The organism is Oceanobacillus bengalensis, assembly GCF_003628445.1.
Classification (GTDB): domain Bacteria; phylum Bacillota; class Bacilli; order Bacillales; family Amphibacillaceae; genus Oceanobacillus; species Oceanobacillus bengalensis.
On sequence record NZ_RBZO01000044.1, the window covers coordinates 1 to 16,195 of the forward strand.

Here is a 16,195-nt window from a genome sequence, read left to right on the forward strand (position 1 = left end):
TGTTTACTTGCTTCCCGCGCTCGACTTGCATGTATTAGGCACGCCGCCAGCGTTCGTCCTGAGCCAAGATCAAACTCTCCAAAAAAGTTTGTATCTGATTAACACCAATCAATCAGATGAGTCTTAGCTTTTAGAAGTGTTACCTTCTATAGAAAGAAACTAGCGTTTCTTTTGTATAATTGTCTAGTTCGAGCGTCGTAAAACGAACGCTCTCACCTTTCCTTAAATCATACTGGTTGTTTTGTTCAGTTTTCAAAGAGCAATTTTGATTACGTTTAACAGCAACTTTATTATATTATCATATCGCCATCCATTTGTCAACGCATAAAATGTAAATTATTTTAAATGTGATTCAAAAAGCGACAAGAATTATATTATATAAGATCTGAAATCTAAAGTCAACACTTATTATAAAGTGTGATGGGCCTGAGTGGACTCGAACCACCGACCTCACGCTTATCAGGCGTGCGCTCTAACCAGCTGAGCTACAGGCCCATAAAAATATATGGAGCGGGTGAAGGGAATCGAACCCTCATCATCAGCTTGGAAGGCTGAGGTTTTACCACTAAACTACACCCGCATTATTTATAATCGATAAATCAAGTTGCGCTGGTCGGGAAGACAGGATTTGAACCTGCGACCCCTTGGTCCCAAACCAAGTGCTCTACCAAGCTGAGCTACTTCCCGTAAAATGGCGCGCCCGAGAGGAGTCGAACCCCTAACCTCTTGATCCGTAGTCAAACGCTCTATCCAATTGAGCTACGGGCGCTTAAAAAATATATTTCACTTGATTATGATACTTTTACAATGCGGCCAAGAGGACTTGAACCTCCACGGGTTATTCACCCACTAGGCCCTCAACCTAGCGCGTCTGCCATTCCGCCACGACCGCATGGAATATGATGAGCCATGAAGGATTCGAACCTTCGACCCTTTGATTAAAAGTCAAATGCTCTACCGACTGAGCTAATGGCTCATATTAAATGATTTTTTCTATTTATATAATAGAGGATTCTGTCGATTACCCCTTTTTCTATAAATATACAGATAAAACTTTTTAACTCTATTTACTTCATAAAAAAATACTATTATTCCAATAGTATAATTTAAATCCCTGCATCAAATATCTATTGCATCAATATTATATTAAATGTTCAAAAGAAGGTATTCGATACAAAAAATGGCTGGGCCACCAGGATTCGAACCTGGGGTACACGGGATCAAAACCCGATGCCTTACCGCTTGGCTATGGCCCAAAATGGCGGTCCGGACGGGACTCGAACCCGCGACCTCCTGCGTGACAGGCAGGCATTCTAACCAACTGAACTACCGGACCTAAATTGTAAAGATGACCCGTACGGGATTCGAACCCGTGATACCGCCGTGAAAGGGCGGTGTCTTAACCACTTGACCAACGGGCCATAAGTTTAATATGGCGGAGAAGGAGGGATTTGAACCCTCGCGCCGCTCGCGCGACCTACACCCTTAGCAGGGGCGCCTCTTCAGCCACTTGAGTACTTCTCCTTAATGGCTCCACAGGTAGGATTCGAACCTACGACCGATCGGTTAACAGCCGATTGCTCTACCACTGAGCTACTGTGGAATAAATAATAATATTTTCCAGGCAACGATATCTATCGTACTACACACTATTTCGTTTGTCAACATTTTTTGCTACTTAATTTTATCCTTTTCAACAGAAATTTCATTAGCTATATTAATTTACCACGGAAGGAGCTTCTCGTCAATTATTTTATAGAAGTCTCGCCAAACCTTTTGAAAGAAGCTGAAGAAAGCCATATTAACATCTCTATAATATATAAGATGATACTCTTCAGTCTTTAACTAATACCAACTTTCCCCTACACTTTCCACATCTATATTTTTTCGTATCAACTCTCCGAATCCTTTTATATTCTAATTGACAATCTTTACAATTATATAAGTAATTATATCTTTTCTTTTGTGATGGCAACGGACTACAATGTCTTGGCGAGCCCGTAATTTTAAGTAATTCCCTAAAATCAGCATCTCTACGCTGATATCCCTTTCCCTCTATATGAAGATGGTAATGACATAATTCATGTTTTATTATCCCAATAAATTCTTCACTATTAGACTCAATTACATATTTCGGATTCAGTTCAATTGTTTTCTTCATCGGAATGTATCTTCCACCGGTAGTTCTAAGACGATGGTTAAACTTAACAACATGTTTGAAAGGCTTATTAAAGTAATCTAAAGATATTTTATCAACCAAACTATACAAGCTTTTCTCATTTATCGGATCCATTTGCGAAACATCTCCATACGATTAATTATATTCAATTATATCATATGAGGATTCATTAGTTGATAACATTATAGAAAAATGCCTTATACTATCTTATTTAAAATAATTATTATTAGATTATTGATGTTTGTTCGTGATTATGTACAATTATGTTGATGCAATTGATAGAATCATTTTTCGATAATTACAGTAGCGATAGTTTATATAAGACAAACACTAGCAACTATATTCTCACTTATTTCACCATAAATGAGAATAGAAAGGAAACACTCCCCATACTATTATAAGTAGAAGAAACAATACGAGCAATGAATCAATTAATGTTCACAAATCTATAAAACGTTATAAATAGTATTTTTAAAATAACTATGTTATTATAATAATTATATTTAATATAACAGGAGGTTTTTATTAAATGGAAAATAACAAAAAGAAAATGACTACTGCGTTTGGTGCACCAGTACCTAATGATGATGATTCTAAAACAGCTGGTAAACGTGGTCCACTATTAATGGAAGATTTCTGGTTCCTTGAAAAACTAGCACACTTCGACAGAGAAGTTATCCCTGAACGTCGTATGCATGCAAAAGGTTCTGGTGCATATGGAACACTAACTGTAACAAATGATATTACTAAATATACAAAGGCTAACGTGTTCTCTGAAGTAGGTAAGAAAACAGACATGTTTATCCGTTTCTCTACTGTAGCTGGCGAACGTGGAGCTGCAGATGCTGAACGTGATATCCGTGGTACTGCAATGAAATTCTACACAGAAGAAGGGAACTGGGATTTAGTTGGTAACAACACTCCAGTATTCTTTATGAGAGATCCTAAGAGATTCCCAGATTTGAACCACGTTGTTAAGCGTGATCCAAAAACAAACATGCACAGTGCGCAAGCTAACTGGGATTTCTGGACAAGTCTACCTGAAGCATTACACCAAGTAACAGTTGTAATGAGTGATCGCGGACTTCCAAAAACCTACCGAAACATGAACTTATTCGGTAGCCATGCGTATAGTTTGATTAATGCTGATAATGAACGTGTATGGGTTAAATTCCATTTCTATACAGAGCAAGGCATTGAGAACTTAACAGATCAAGAGGCTGAAGCGGTAGTAGGAAAAGACCGTGAAAGCCATCAAAAAGATCTATTTGAAAACATCGAAAAAGGTAACTTCCCTAAATGGAAAATGTATATCCAAGTAATGACAGATGAACAAGCAAGTCAATTGCCATATAATCCATTTGATTTAACGAAAGTTTGGTATAAGAAAGACTTCCCATTAATTGAAGTTGGGGAACTTGAACTAAATCGTAACCCAGAAAACTATTTTGCTGAAGTAGAACAAGCTGCATTTGCTCCAACAAATATTGTTCCTGGTATTGGTTTCTCACCAGATAGAATGTTACAAGGTCGCCTATTCTCTTATGGAGATGCACAACGTTACCGCTTAGGTGTTAATCATTGGCAAATCCCTGTTAACTATCCAAAAGCGGCTAAAAACTTCCATCCATATCATCGTGATGGCGCAATGCGAATTATGAATCCTTCTGAAGGTATTGTATCTTATTCTCCTAACAGCTACGGCGAATGGGAAGATTCAAAAGAACATCAAGAACCAGCTTTAAACCTTCAAGGTGGAGTTGATTTCTATGACTTCCGTGAAGATGATAATAATTACTACGAACAACCAGGTAAATTATTCAGACTACAAAGTCCTGAAGCACAACAAAGATTATTCGAAAACACAGCAAGTAACATGCAAGGTACAACAAAAGAAATTCAATTACGTCATATCAACAACTGCTATAAAGCTGACCCAGCTTACGGTGAAGGTGTTGCTAAAGCACTAGGTATTTCTTTAAGCGAAGTAGAAGCTGCAAGCGACGTAGAATAATAAATTACTAGACTGCTAAAAACAAATGTTTTTGGCAGTCTTTTTTTAGAGCAATAAACCGAACGATCTGTCCTTCATTAACAATGATTGATTTTATTTCTACCATTAACAACCTTTATCAACTCCTTACACTTTCCTATTTTTATAAAAATAGACCAGCCACCATCATCTAATGGTAACTGGTCTGTTATTTCATTAATTATCATTAATCATAGACAGCGCAATTCTTCCTTTATCTACGTCAACCTGCTCTACCCATACCGTTACAACATCTCCAACAGAAGCAATATCCATTGGGTGTTTTACAAATTTATTAGCCATTTTCGATATATGGACTAAACCATCTTGTTTGACACCAATATCGACAAAGACCCCGAAATCAACAACATTTCTTACTGTTCCTTGTAATTCCATGCCAGGCTTTAAATCCTCTAATGTCATGACATTTTGTTTTAATAAAGGTTGTGGAAAGTCATCACGCGGGTCTCTTTCAGGGCGACTTAGCGCACTGAGAATATCATCTAAAGTCATTTGACCAATTTCTAAACGGTCTGCCATTTCCTTCTTATCCAACTCATTTATCTTATCACGAAGCTTTTCCGACCCAATATCAGCAATATTACATTCTAAAATTGAAAGTAATTTTTCAGTATGCGGGTAGCTCTCAGGGTGAATCGGTGTGCGATCTAACGGATTCTTCCCATCAATAATTCTCAGGAAACCGATTGCTTGTTCATATGTTTTCGCACCTAGTCTCGGGATTTTCTTTAATTGTTCCCGTTTATTAAACTTCCCTTCTTCATTTCTTTTCTTAACAATATTATTAGCAACTGTTTTGCTAAGCCCGGATACATATTGCAATAGGGAAGCAGATGCCGTATTAACATTCACTCCAACTTGGTTAACTGCAGTTTCTACAACAAAAGATAATGATTCATTTAATTCCTTTTGACTGACATCATGTTGATATTGACCAACACCAATTGATTTTGGATCAATTTTCACAAGTTCTGCCAGTGGGTCTTGTACACGACGTGCAATGGATGCTGCACTTCTCTGTTCTACTTGTAAATCCGGAAATTCCTCGCGTGCTAGTTCTGATGCTGAATAGACACTCGCTCCCGCTTCGTTAACAATAATATATGGTATATTTAAGTTATTATTTGCAATTACATCAGAGATAAATTGCTCCGTCTCACGTGATGCTGTACCATTACCAATCGCTACAAGTTCGAAGTTGTATTTATGATGAAACTCCATAACGATTTTTTCTGATCCAACAACATCATTTTTCGGTGCAGTCGGATACATCACGCCAACTTCCAAGACCTTTCCAGTTTCATCAACAACGACAAGCTTACAACCTGTCCGATAAGCTGGGTCTACCCCTAATATTGTTCTTCCTTTTAAAGGAGGTTGCAGTAATAGATTTTTTAAGTTAACAGAGAAAACCTCGATAGCATGCTGTTCTGCTCTTTCTGATAAACTACTGCGAATTTCCCTTTCTATAGAAGGTTGGATTAAACGTTTATAACTATCTGAAATCGTAGCAACGAGTATTTCCTTAAGCTCTTGACTTGCACCATGCTTTATTACTTTTTTCTCTAAATATTCATGTATTTTTTCTATTGGCGGCTCGATAGAAACTTTAAGAATATCTTCCTTTTCCCCTCGATTCAAGGCAAGTGTACGATGGGGAACAAGCTTCCTTAACGGTTCATGGTATTCATAATACATTCCATATACGCGCTTTTCATCCTTTTCTTCGTCTTTCACAGTAGACTCAATCGTACCACGTTTAAAAGTTTCCTCACGGATGTAGTCACGGTATCCTGCATCATCCGAAATCCACTCTGCAATAATATCATTAACTCCTGACAATACATCCTCCGTTGTATGTAACTCATGTTCCTCTGATACATATTCTTTAGCATGATCATGGACATTCGAGATTTCTTGTTGCCACACCAATTCTGCCAAAGGCTCTAAACCTTTTTCCTTTGCAATAGTAGCTTTTGTTCTTCGCTTCTGTTTATAAGGCCGATACAAGTCTTCAACCCGTTGTAACCTGGTAGCTTGTTTTATGTCTAGTTCAAGTTCTGCTGTTAATTTACCTTGTTCTGCAATAATTCGAAGTACTTCCTGTTTTCTATCAGATAAGTTAACGGCATATTGCCACCTATCTTGAATGGACTTAATTTGTACTTCGTCTAGCCCACCTGTCATCTCTTTTCGGTATCTAGCTATAAATGGTACCGTATTCCCTTCATCTAATAAGGCAATAACTTTCTTGACGGTACCTGTATGTACATTTGTTTCACTTGCAACCAGATTAATAAGATCTTGTTCTAGTTCTTTTTCCACAAATTGTTCCTCCTTTGTTCACCATATATATTTTACCAAACAGACCCTTGTTTTCCTAATTAAATAAAGGACTAACACGCTAAGCGTTAGTCCCTCATTTCACAAATCTCATCGCTATCAAGGTTGTATCATCCTGTCTTTCTTCCTCAGATATATGCTCGTATGATTTAATAATATCCCTGATATCTTCATGTGAAAAATAGACATTTGATAATTCCAAATCCTTCACACCATCTGAAAACATAATAAAATTTGTCCCAGGTTCAATTTCTTCCTGAATCACTTTAAATGTACGTTGTGAACTCCCTAAATATCCGATATTTGGGACAATCCGTTTCTTCTTATCCTTCGTTGCAATGACAGCACCAATATTTCCAATGGTAGAGAAAGAGCAAATCATCGTATGAAAATCAACTTTAAAAATACCTAGTACGGCTCCTCGTTTGCCTATTAACTTCGTGTTAGCTATTTCTACAAGTTGCTCAACCGTTGCATCTGCACTTTCCTTTATCGTGTCAATAACGATAGCGGAAGATTCCTTTGCATATTGACCGCTTCCTAACCCATCTGCTAACGCACAAACAAATCCATCTTCTGTTTCAGTATAAAAATAACTGTCTCCACAGCAAGATTTTCCTGTTTTTGCCTTTTGGAAGACTGCTATTTCTATCTTATGATTTTCACTCAATCGAATACCTCCGAACTTTCGGACTGAATGGCCTCTTTTAATTTTCGTAATGACCTTCTAAGTAATCTTGACACATGCATTTGCGAAATTCCTAATAGCTCTCCAGTTTCTTTTTGACTTAAATTATCAAAATACGTATATTTTAAAATGAGTTGTTCACGTTCAGGAAGAGTAGGTAATAATTTATCAAGTATAATTTTATTGTCAATAGAATCATAGCCTTTGTCGTTCTTACCTATCAGGTCAAGTAATGTTACCTTGCTTCCATCCGAATCAGATTCCAACTGATGATCGACAGAGAGTGTGTTGTAGCTCTTACTCATTTCCATTGTCTCGAGAATTTCTTCTTCTGAAACATTCAGATAATCTGCTATATCACGTACTGTTGGTGATTTTTGATTTTCCTTTGTTAATGCGTCAACTGCTTTTTTCAGCTTTGGTCCCATCTCTTTTATTCTTCGCGGAACATGAACACTCCATGTTTTATCACGAATATAGCGTTTAATTTCACCAATAATTGTCGGAATGGCAAAAGATTCGAATGATTTACCAAGTGATGCATCATATCTTCTGACTGCAGCCAATAACCCTAGCATTCCAACTTGCACCAAATCTTCATGAATCATAGCATTTTTGGAATACTTCATTGCAATAGATTCTACGAGGCGTTTATATTCCAATACAATCTTTTCTTGTATTTCTTTATTTTTTGGCTCTATTTGTAGATACTCAATCCATTGGTAAACCTCATCTCTCCCCTTATTATCGGCCTGAGACTTGGTTGTCATTAAAGTCCACCTCAGTTTCATCTAGATATTTTGTCATCAAAACGATAACACCATATTTATTGTTAATCTGGACTTTATCCATCAATGTATTGATTAAAAATAAGCCAAAGCCCCCTTCACGCAAATCCTCTACGGATTCCGTATTATTAAAGGGGCCAATGTCATCTCTTATTTCGTTTAAATTGAAACTTTCTCCGCGATCCGCAACCATAACCTCAAGTCTACTTTCGTAAACACCAAAACCAATCGTTATTTCACCTTTTCCAGGACCTTCATATGCATGTGTGACAGAGTTTGTAATTGCTTCTGATACAGCGATCTTAAGGTCTTCGATATCTTCATATGAAAAACCCATTCTACCCGCAATACCCGATAATGTTAAACGAACGACGCCAACATATTCTGCTTTTGCTGGTATTTTCATCTCGATAAAATCAAAACCACCCATCATTCTTCTCCACCTTTTATCGCTCGATGTACATCCATAATCTCAATAAGGCCTGTTATCCGAAACACTCTGTATATACGTTCATCTAAATGCACCAACCTCATACTACTACTGTTTTCCTTCGTTGATTTAAGTGCACTAACAAACACTCCTAAACCAGTACTATCCATATAGGAGACACCTGAGAAATCAACTTCTATTACTTGATTCTGTATTTTTGTTAAAGGGAGCAGCTTTTCTTTTAAATTAGGAGCCGTGTACACGTCGATTTCTCCAGTTAACTTAACAAAAGCACGTGCCTTATTTTGCTCGACATTAACTGTAAGATTCATATCCTATCTCCAACTCCTTTATGATTTTATGTTCTGAATGTAAATTCTTTTAAATTTAAAGTAATCCATATTACTTAGTACCCAAACTTCGATTCAATCAAACTTCTTTTTTTAAGATAATCATTGTAAAATCATCCCTAAGAGTAAAATCTTGTAGTTTCTCAAAGTATTTAAACACACGATCAACGATGTCTTGTGCTGGTAAATGCTTATATTGCTCAATGAGATTCAGCACTTCCTGAATCTTGATAAAACGCCCATCATCTCTACATTCTGTTACCCCATCTGTAAGAAAAATAACCATATCATCTTTTTCTAACTCTAGTTCTTTCTGAGAATATGTTGCATTTGGTAGGACGCCTAGGACAAGTCCTTTCGTATTAACTTCTTCAAATGTATTCTTCATTGCGTTAAAATAATATGCTGGTTCATGACCCGCAAAGGAATATCTAAGTATAGACTCATCAGGAAAGTATTGTGCATAAATCATGGTAATAAACATATTAGATTCGACATTACGTTCAACGACACGATTTAAACTTTCCAATATAACATTTGTTCGCATCGATTCCTCAGGATAACTATCAATCGAATACTTAATCATCGACATGCATAGTGCTGCAGGTATACCTTTTCCTATCACATCTGCAATAGCCAATCCTAGCATTCCATCATTACCCTTAAGAAAATGATAGTAGTCCCCATTCATTTGATGTGCTGGCACACTAACGACTCCAATATCTAAGCCATCAATATTGGGCTTTTCCGTACCAAGTAATGTTTCTTGCATTCTAGCAGCGATAGAAATTTCTGATTTAAGGGCAATTTGCTGTTCGCGTAGCAATTGGAATTCTTGATGGGCAAGCCCATAGGAAATCATTGCTTCTAATAAAAAATTCATGGAATGATGAAATGAATTCGCTATATCAGGATACAATTCATCCATCGCCTGTATATGTAAATTAACAATTTCCTCTGGTAGCACACTATTCCTAATAAAAGATTTACTCATGCGCTCTACTTTGTATAAGGAGCGTTCATCCTGCGTGTTGATAAAGTTCTTCAGTAATTCCTTATATTCTTCTAGATTTTTGTTCAGTACCTTATCCACCTGATTACCTCCAAAGAAACTACTTTTTTCAGGATAAAGGGGTTGGAACGTAAGTATTTTTACTAAAGTAAAATCTGAACATACATGGTTAGAGTGTATAAACTAATCCGGAAATATATCACTTTTCAGTTTCCTACACTACATTCGTGTATTGTTCATCTTTAGGGATAAATACCTGTGTTATGTCCCAGCCTCTTTTCTCGGGTTGTCTAGTTCCAGAGCTATAGCTGTAGCGAGACTTCCTCACCACCGCACGTCCCTAAACAGGCGCTTCGTTTTTCTTATAGCCTTACCCATTTGGTTGTCGTGATTGTTGTGCCTTCTCCGACCTTTGTTTGGATGTCAAACTCATCCATTAAACGCTTTACTCCAGGTAACCCAGCTCCAAGGCCACCAGAAGTAGAGTATCCATCTTGCATTACGAGACTGATATCCTTAATGCCCGGCCCAGTATCCACCGCTCTTACACATAGGCCCTTTTTATTCATCGTTTCAACGACTTCGTAATGAATTTGCCCTTCTTTAGCATATAAATAGATGTTTCTTGCTAATTCTGACACTGCTGTGGCTATTCTTGCTTGATCAACGACATTAAACCCTAATTCTTTTGCCATCTCTCTAGCAATCTGTCTTGCTCCAACAATGTCCCATTCCTTATAAACTGTTACAAAGGACTGAGGAGTCATTTTCAAACCCCCAATTCCTGGTGTAATTTAATTAATCCTTGTTCTAAATCTAAAGCAGTTAGGATATTTTGCAAATGAATACCTAACTCAATTAGTGTCATTGCAACTGCTGGCTGTATTCCAGTAAGAACTACTTTCGCCCCCATCAGATCTGACATCGCTACAACGTCACCAAGAACTTTCGCTATAAAGGAATCAATAATATCTACTGATGTTAAATCAATGACAACCCCAGATGCACCTGTCTTATGGATTTTATCTAATAAATCCTCCTGAAACTCTATTGCAGTTTGATCATCAATCTCTGTTTGAATCGATATCAGTAAATAATTATGTAGTTTTAGAATAGGTATTGGCATAATGACTCACTCCCCTTGTAGTAAATGAATTAGCTTCTCTACTTTCTCTTCTTTTGATTCGAGGTCTACTATGGTTCGATTTGTTATTTCTAAAGCTGAAGTGAATCCTTTCTTCAACGAACTTTTAGTAGCAAAATCAGATAAGTCAATTCCTAATTTCACAATAGTTTGTGCTATTTCTGGACGTATGCCCACCAGAATACATTTCGCACCGATTAACCTGACAGCTTCTGCTGCTTGAATCAAATGATGTGCAACCATCGTATCAACTACAGGCACACCAGTAATATCAATTAGCACAACTTCTGAGTTATGTTTAATAACACCTTGAAGAAGGCCTTCCATAATTAACTTTGCTCTTTCCGTATCAATCGTGCCAATTAACGGCATAATCGTAATCCCGTCAATTACCGGAATCAGCGGTGCAGATAATTCTTGTAATGCAACGCGCTGCAATGACAAGATATTCTCCCAGCTCCCAGTATAATCATTGACTAGTTGACGGATAATTGGTTCAATCCAATGATTGACACTACTTAATACATTAGAAAAATAATCTGTATCCACTTTCTCAGATTGACTTAGAATAAAATCCGTCGTAACTCTCCTAAATGCTTGTAAGCCATCCGTTATGTAACTTAAAGGCCAACCTAATTTAATTATTTTCCCTGAAAATTCCTCTACCGCATTTGTTGACCCTTGGTTTCTTATGCTTGTAAAGATTACCTCGGCGAATTCACGGTTTGTACTATCATATAAACTATCAGATATTGTAGCTGTATAATTCACCTCTTTAAGTGAATCAATTTCTTTAATCCACATTTGTACAATTGTATTACTATTTTCCACAACGATTCGTGTGAACCTGGATTCCATAAAAAACCCCACCCTCATGTATTTATGTCATTATTCATAATTTAATATCTTATACAAAATAATTATAATGTGTAAACTTATGGAACATTATAACATATTTTAAGATAGAGATTATAAAGCTAAAGTCCAATGAAGTAAAAAAATAAAAGATACCCTCTCTGTTGTAGAAAAGGTATCTTTTATTGCCCACTATACAATTCTTTTAAACCTAAGCTTATTTCTAAAGCTTGATTAATTTTCTTCATCATTTCACCGTCTAGTTTTGTTATTCTATCTGTCAAACGTTGTTTATCTAACGTACGAATTTGTTCTAACAAAATAACTGAATTACGGTCAAACCCATATTTTTTTGCATCAATTTCAACATGGGTTGGTAATTTAGCTTTTTGTATTTGTGCAGTTATTGCTGCAACAATAACCGTTGGACTAAATCGATTCCCGATATCATTCTGTAGGATCAATACTGGGCGAACGCCCCCCTGTTCTGATCCAACAACAGGAGAAAGGTCAGCGAAGTATACCTCGCCTCTTTGAACAATCAAAATATTACACCCCGATCACAGTGCGCTTAAAGGTGATTTCTGCCTCCTCTTCAGCCTGAAAAGCTTCCGAAGCTATTGTAAGATTAATGCGACCCATTTCTTGATAGCCACGTTGCATTGTTTCATGAAATTGCCTTACATGCTCATTCTTCTTATGCTGCAGGTAATTTTTCGTTGCCTGACATATGAAGTCACTTAAGTCACTGTTTTCATATTTCATTAGTCCATCCACCTCATTCAATAGGTTTGTTGGTAATTTAACCAAAACTTCTTGTAAACTCTCTGACAAACCAATGCACCTCCGCCAACTGTTGAACGTACTCAAAATGTCTCTTTAATAATAGCACCTATGTCCTTAGTTTGCAAAGGGGTCTAGCTCTTTTTTTAAAAAAAACATGAAATTTTGTCGTTTGTGATATATCGATTGGAAATAACTACATCACGTTTAGTCCTTTTTACCATATATGGGTTTTCCTCCCAATAATATTAAGGATAAATGCACTCCTGTAAACTATATGCCATTTCGCTAAAATCATGCATATTTATTATCTCACTGAGGGAAGTCTCGCTAGTCGCTGGCTTGCTTGCGCTAGATAAAAACACAAAAAAAGAGCAGCCTCCTCTCGTCCGTGAGCCTGCTCACTGCATTGCATACAATATCGCAAAAACGCGGAAGATTCCTTAACATGGGGTGTGTCAAAGAAGATAAAGGAACCAACTACAATCAATGCCATAACATACGTTAAAATCGCCACTTTCTTATTTCACTGCTCTACCTTGAACAGACCTGCCTACTTCAATTAGTTCTTCTTTCGTTAATTCATCACTTGCTATCGTGTAATCCACCCCATCATAACTCCACTCTAACATATTGTCCTTCAAGGCTCCGATGCTATGGCCTAGATTTACAATATCTCCTTCAACTTCTTGCGGAGAGGTTAATGTCGGAACCACATCTACACGTTCCTGGATTAACGTGAAATCCTTCTCACCTGCAAAGGTTAGGATAACTCTTTCCCCATTTTCAAGTTCCACGTCTCTTTGCTCCATTAATTCAGCACCTGCAGTGAATGTAGGTAGGACTACTTCCAGTACATCCACCGTTTCTTCCTCTGAAACAGATGCACTTGTCTCACTAGCATCTTTTCGTGCCATATTTTTATCCATGGAAAAGTCGTCGTCTGCAAAGGTAGGATCTAATTCAAACGCTGAGAATTTCACTTCTACTAACGCATTATTGTCTTTATCTAATACCTTAACTAAAGATGGTGTATAGGTATCTTTCGAAAAATGTATTTCCTGGAATGGAAGGTTGTTGTTGCTTTGATAGTTCGTTGTTGTTTTAAAAACATAATCTGTTTCTGTTGACTCGAATGTTGCCTCTGGGTCATTTAAGACATCCTCAACAAGGGATTGGTACAAATATGGCTGACTCCCATTATTAGGCCACTCCGATTGGAACTTAAAGCTCTTTTCCAAGGCTGGTGTTAAAACATACACACCATCCTCATTCTTTAAGATAATTTGACTTCCTTTTTCATCCTCGCCACTTGATAGTGATACACGGTAAAAGTCTTTTTCTTTATGCCAGACATCAATACTAAATTTCTGTTGCTCCTGTCCAGTATTCATTGACATTTCAGCTTTTGCCTTATAACCGTTTAACTCTTCTACTTTTGTCTGCAATTCACCAACAACGTCTTCCTGTGTTTTTTCACCACACGCTGCAAGTATAAAAATTAACATAACGATTACGAGTAACTTTCCAATTGAAAATAAATTTTTCATATACATATCTCCCTTGTCTCATAACATCCATCAGGGAACAATTACACTCGCAATTTTCAAGAAGTTGTACATCTGCTTGCCTTCAGAGTGAAGGATAGCATACATTACACAATGCCTGAAATTGTACTTGTCCTATATCATTGCCTACAAGGACATATCCGGTTTAGAACACCCCCCACTTTCAGCTTTTTCCTCACCACCATTCAGGTCTAGTTAATCCCATTAGAGATAAATAAGAAGGTGACAAGTATGTTCTCATTACCATTTTTTTCAACGATCTCAGGTTTCATGCATTGTGTAATGGTCAAGTATGGTACATTTCTTTTGCGGTGACATTTTACAGTCTGTTCCCTCCTGCTGCATTAAAATATATGAGACAACCTGTACAAATATGCAAAGTACTAGATTTATTGCCCTTCTATAACTGCTTGAGCGACCGCGTAATCCCTGCTATGTGTAATAGAAATAAAAATGCGACTTTCCTCATAATTTTTCACCTTTGCTTCTGGTGCACCATTCGTATCAGGTAGGACTTCCATATGCTTGAAGCTTAACTTCCCAATTCCAGTACCAAATGCTTTCGCTATTGCTTCTTTTGCCGCAAATCTCCCTGCAAGGAACTCAACTTTTCTTGATTCACTTTTCAAGTTATCGTATATTTTTTTCTCATTCTCTGTTAATATTCTGCCGGCTAACTTAGCACTACTTCTAACACTAACCTCAATTCGTTCTAATTCAATAATATCAATTCCAATACCTTTAATCATTGTCTTCTGCCCTTCTGTTAGCTATTATTGGTCATATAGGTTTTATTTGAGTATTATAATAATAGTAACTTATTCTACTTTACAGGGGGATTCCCTAAGCTATGTTTATTCGTAATGAAAGAAGTATAAAGGAATTCATGCAAAACTATCCAATAGTATCTACTTTGGTAATCATTCATCTCGTGTTATGGTTTATCATTGATTTTCTTGGGCTACAAATCGGACTCGCCATACGAGACATTGGTATAGGAAGTAACTTCCTTGTAGCCCAGGGTGAATACTGGCGACTGTTTACACCCATATTCCTTCATGGTGACTTAATGCATGCTTTGTTTAATTCCTTTTCTCTTGTTCTTTTTGGTCCAGCATTAGAGCAAATGTTAGGAAAACCGAAGTTCCTATTTGCCTACTTCGGGGCTGGTCTGATTGGTAATATTGCTACCTATATATTTGAGCCATTATTGTATGTACATTTAGGTGCAAGTGGTGCCGTCTTTGGCTTATTTGGTATTTATATTTTCATGGTGATGAACCGAAAACATCTAATCGACCAAAGCAGTGCTCAAATGATAAGTACGATATTAATTATTAGTTTAATCATGACATTTCTCAGGTCAAATATAAACATTTATGCACATCTATTTGGTTTTATTGGCGGGTTCATTATTGCCCCACTAGTTTTAAAGAATGTTCGTCCTTATTCTCCATGGAGAAATCAGCGAAGACGTTATCGTGATGATGATGAGATACAATTTGATCCAAATCGATGGCGTAAGAAGCGATGGCTACCTCAAAAAGTAAGGCAACATTTAATTTGGATAATTATAGGTATACTTGCTGTAATTGGTCTTTTAAGTAGATTTTTTTAAAACCTGGTCATCATTAGTTTCTTTAGTTGGGCAAAAAATACACACGTTATTTTGAACGTGTGTATTTTTTGAAAATCGCGCGACCTCAACAGAAAGTCGCGCATTCCATAACTAAAATCGCGCGTCTTCTCTGAGAAAACGCGCATCCTTCGCTGAAAATAGCTCGCCACTAGATCGAATGCGCGATCCCACTTATAGCGATGGGATACCTCCGCACAAATTAGCTACAGGTGGGATGCTTTGCTCAAGCATAGTCAAAATACAATAAAGTAGGGAAACCATTCTCATGGCTTCCCCCTTATCAAACCGTACGTGCCCTATTAAGGCATACGGCTTACCCATATGTTACAATGATTATCAAGAGGATGCGTTCCAGGCATTTTG

At 37.1% G+C, this 16,195-nt stretch carries 16 protein-coding genes, 11 tRNA genes and 1 rRNA gene; 2 read left to right on the forward strand and 26 right to left on the reverse strand.

What is annotated here, in order from left to right; translation table 11 throughout:
- The 13 genes from D8M05_RS18350 to D8M05_RS18410 form a co-directional block, all read right to left on the reverse strand.
- Positions 1-85 (reverse strand): 16S ribosomal RNA (locus D8M05_RS18350); the annotation flags it as partial.
- A gap of 336 nt (positions 86-421) precedes the next feature.
- Positions 422-495, reverse strand: a tRNA-Ile gene (locus D8M05_RS18355).
- A gap of 11 nt (positions 496-506) precedes the next feature.
- Positions 507-580, reverse strand: a tRNA-Gly gene (locus D8M05_RS18360).
- A gap of 30 nt (positions 581-610) precedes the next feature.
- A tRNA-Pro gene (locus D8M05_RS18365) sits at positions 611-687 on the reverse strand.
- Positions 688-692: 5 nt separating this feature from the next.
- Positions 693-769 (reverse strand) — tRNA-Arg (locus tag D8M05_RS18370).
- Between the two features lie 39 nt (positions 770-808).
- A tRNA-Leu gene (locus D8M05_RS18375) sits at positions 809-892 on the reverse strand.
- A gap of 11 nt (positions 893-903) precedes the next feature.
- A tRNA-Lys gene (locus tag D8M05_RS18380) sits at positions 904-976 on the reverse strand.
- Positions 977-1,181: 205 nt separating this feature from the next.
- Positions 1,182-1,256, reverse strand: a tRNA-Gln gene (locus D8M05_RS18385).
- A gap of 3 nt (positions 1,257-1,259) precedes the next feature.
- Positions 1,260-1,336 (reverse strand) — tRNA-Asp (locus D8M05_RS18390).
- Between the two features lie 13 nt (positions 1,337-1,349).
- Positions 1,350-1,421, reverse strand: a tRNA-Glu gene (locus D8M05_RS18395).
- A gap of 12 nt (positions 1,422-1,433) precedes the next feature.
- Positions 1,434-1,524, reverse strand: a tRNA-Ser gene (locus D8M05_RS18400).
- 4 nt (positions 1,525-1,528) lie between these two features.
- Positions 1,529-1,603 (reverse strand) — tRNA-Asn (locus D8M05_RS18405).
- A 231-nt stretch (positions 1,604-1,834) separates the two neighbouring features.
- Positions 1,835-2,293: a SprT family protein gene (locus D8M05_RS18410; RefSeq protein ID WP_121134427.1), complete on the reverse strand. Its 459-nt coding sequence runs from the start codon at positions 2,291-2,293 to the stop codon at positions 1,835-1,837.
- A gap of 415 nt (positions 2,294-2,708) precedes the next feature.
- On the opposite strand from D8M05_RS18410, the gene D8M05_RS18415 reads away from it, so the two are divergent.
- Positions 2,709-4,193, forward strand: a complete 1,485-nt coding sequence (locus D8M05_RS18415) for a catalase (protein WP_121134429.1) — start codon at positions 2,709-2,711, stop codon at positions 4,191-4,193.
- Between the two features lie 195 nt (positions 4,194-4,388).
- On the opposite strand, the gene D8M05_RS18420 is transcribed toward D8M05_RS18415, so the two are convergent.
- From D8M05_RS18420 to acpS, 13 genes are all read right to left on the reverse strand, one after another.
- The gene (locus D8M05_RS18420; protein WP_121134431.1) at positions 4,389-6,557 is read right to left on the reverse strand and encodes a Tex family protein; all 2,169 of its coding nucleotides are present in this window, start codon (positions 6,555-6,557) and stop codon (positions 4,389-4,391) included.
- 94 nt (positions 6,558-6,651) lie between these two features.
- Positions 6,652-7,245, reverse strand: coding sequence for a SpoIIE family protein phosphatase (locus D8M05_RS18425; protein WP_121134432.1), 594 nt, complete (start codon positions 7,243-7,245; stop codon positions 6,652-6,654).
- The gene (gene sigB / locus D8M05_RS18430; protein WP_121134434.1) at positions 7,242-8,033 is read right to left on the reverse strand and encodes an RNA polymerase sigma factor SigB; all 792 of its coding nucleotides are present in this window, start codon (positions 8,031-8,033) and stop codon (positions 7,242-7,244) included. The genes D8M05_RS18425 and sigB overlap by 4 nt, the downstream gene beginning before the upstream one ends.
- The gene (rsbW, locus tag D8M05_RS18435; RefSeq protein WP_121134455.1) at positions 8,008-8,481 is read right to left on the reverse strand and encodes an anti-sigma B factor RsbW; all 474 of its coding nucleotides are present in this window, start codon (positions 8,479-8,481) and stop codon (positions 8,008-8,010) included. The genes sigB and rsbW overlap by 26 nt, the downstream gene beginning before the upstream one ends.
- Positions 8,481-8,813, reverse strand: a complete 333-nt coding sequence (locus D8M05_RS18440; protein WP_121134436.1) for an STAS domain-containing protein — start codon at positions 8,811-8,813, stop codon at positions 8,481-8,483. The genes rsbW and D8M05_RS18440 overlap by 1 nt, the downstream gene beginning before the upstream one ends.
- Before the next feature lie 97 nt (positions 8,814-8,910).
- Positions 8,911-9,924: a PP2C family protein-serine/threonine phosphatase gene (locus D8M05_RS18445; RefSeq protein ID WP_121134438.1), complete on the reverse strand. Its 1,014-nt coding sequence runs from the start codon at positions 9,922-9,924 to the stop codon at positions 8,911-8,913.
- A gap of 281 nt (positions 9,925-10,205) precedes the next feature.
- Positions 10,206-10,610 (reverse strand): anti-sigma regulatory factor, encoded by a 405-nt coding sequence (locus D8M05_RS18450; RefSeq protein WP_121134440.1) that lies wholly within the window; start codon positions 10,608-10,610, stop codon positions 10,206-10,208.
- 2 nt (positions 10,611-10,612) lie between these two features.
- Positions 10,613-10,969: an STAS domain-containing protein gene (locus D8M05_RS18455; protein ID WP_121134441.1), complete on the reverse strand. Its 357-nt coding sequence runs from the start codon at positions 10,967-10,969 to the stop codon at positions 10,613-10,615.
- A 6-nt stretch (positions 10,970-10,975) separates the two neighbouring features.
- Positions 10,976-11,845: an RsbT co-antagonist protein RsbRA gene (locus D8M05_RS18460; protein ID WP_121134443.1), complete on the reverse strand. Its 870-nt coding sequence runs from the start codon at positions 11,843-11,845 to the stop codon at positions 10,976-10,978.
- 179 nt (positions 11,846-12,024) lie between these two features.
- Positions 12,025-12,387, reverse strand: coding sequence for a type II toxin-antitoxin system PemK/MazF family toxin (locus D8M05_RS18465; RefSeq protein ID WP_121134445.1), 363 nt, complete (start codon positions 12,385-12,387; stop codon positions 12,025-12,027).
- Between the two features lie 4 nt (positions 12,388-12,391).
- A complete protein-coding gene (locus D8M05_RS18470; protein WP_121134447.1) occupies positions 12,392-12,676 on the reverse strand; it encodes a CopG family ribbon-helix-helix protein in 285 nt (94 codons plus the stop codon).
- 470 nt (positions 12,677-13,146) lie between these two features.
- A complete protein-coding gene (locus D8M05_RS18475; RefSeq protein ID WP_379543039.1) occupies positions 13,147-14,181 on the reverse strand; it encodes a LolA family protein in 1,035 nt (344 codons plus the stop codon).
- Positions 14,182-14,582: 401 nt separating this feature from the next.
- On the reverse strand, positions 14,583-14,942 hold the full coding sequence (gene acpS, locus D8M05_RS18480) for a holo-ACP synthase (protein WP_121134451.1): 360 nt from the start codon (positions 14,940-14,942) through the stop codon (positions 14,583-14,585).
- A gap of 101 nt (positions 14,943-15,043) precedes the next feature.
- On the opposite strand from acpS, the gene D8M05_RS18485 reads away from it, so the two are divergent.
- Positions 15,044-15,811, forward strand: a complete 768-nt coding sequence (locus D8M05_RS18485) for a rhomboid family intramembrane serine protease (RefSeq protein ID WP_121134453.1) — start codon at positions 15,044-15,046, stop codon at positions 15,809-15,811.
- Positions 15,812-16,195 lie beyond the last annotated feature (384 nt).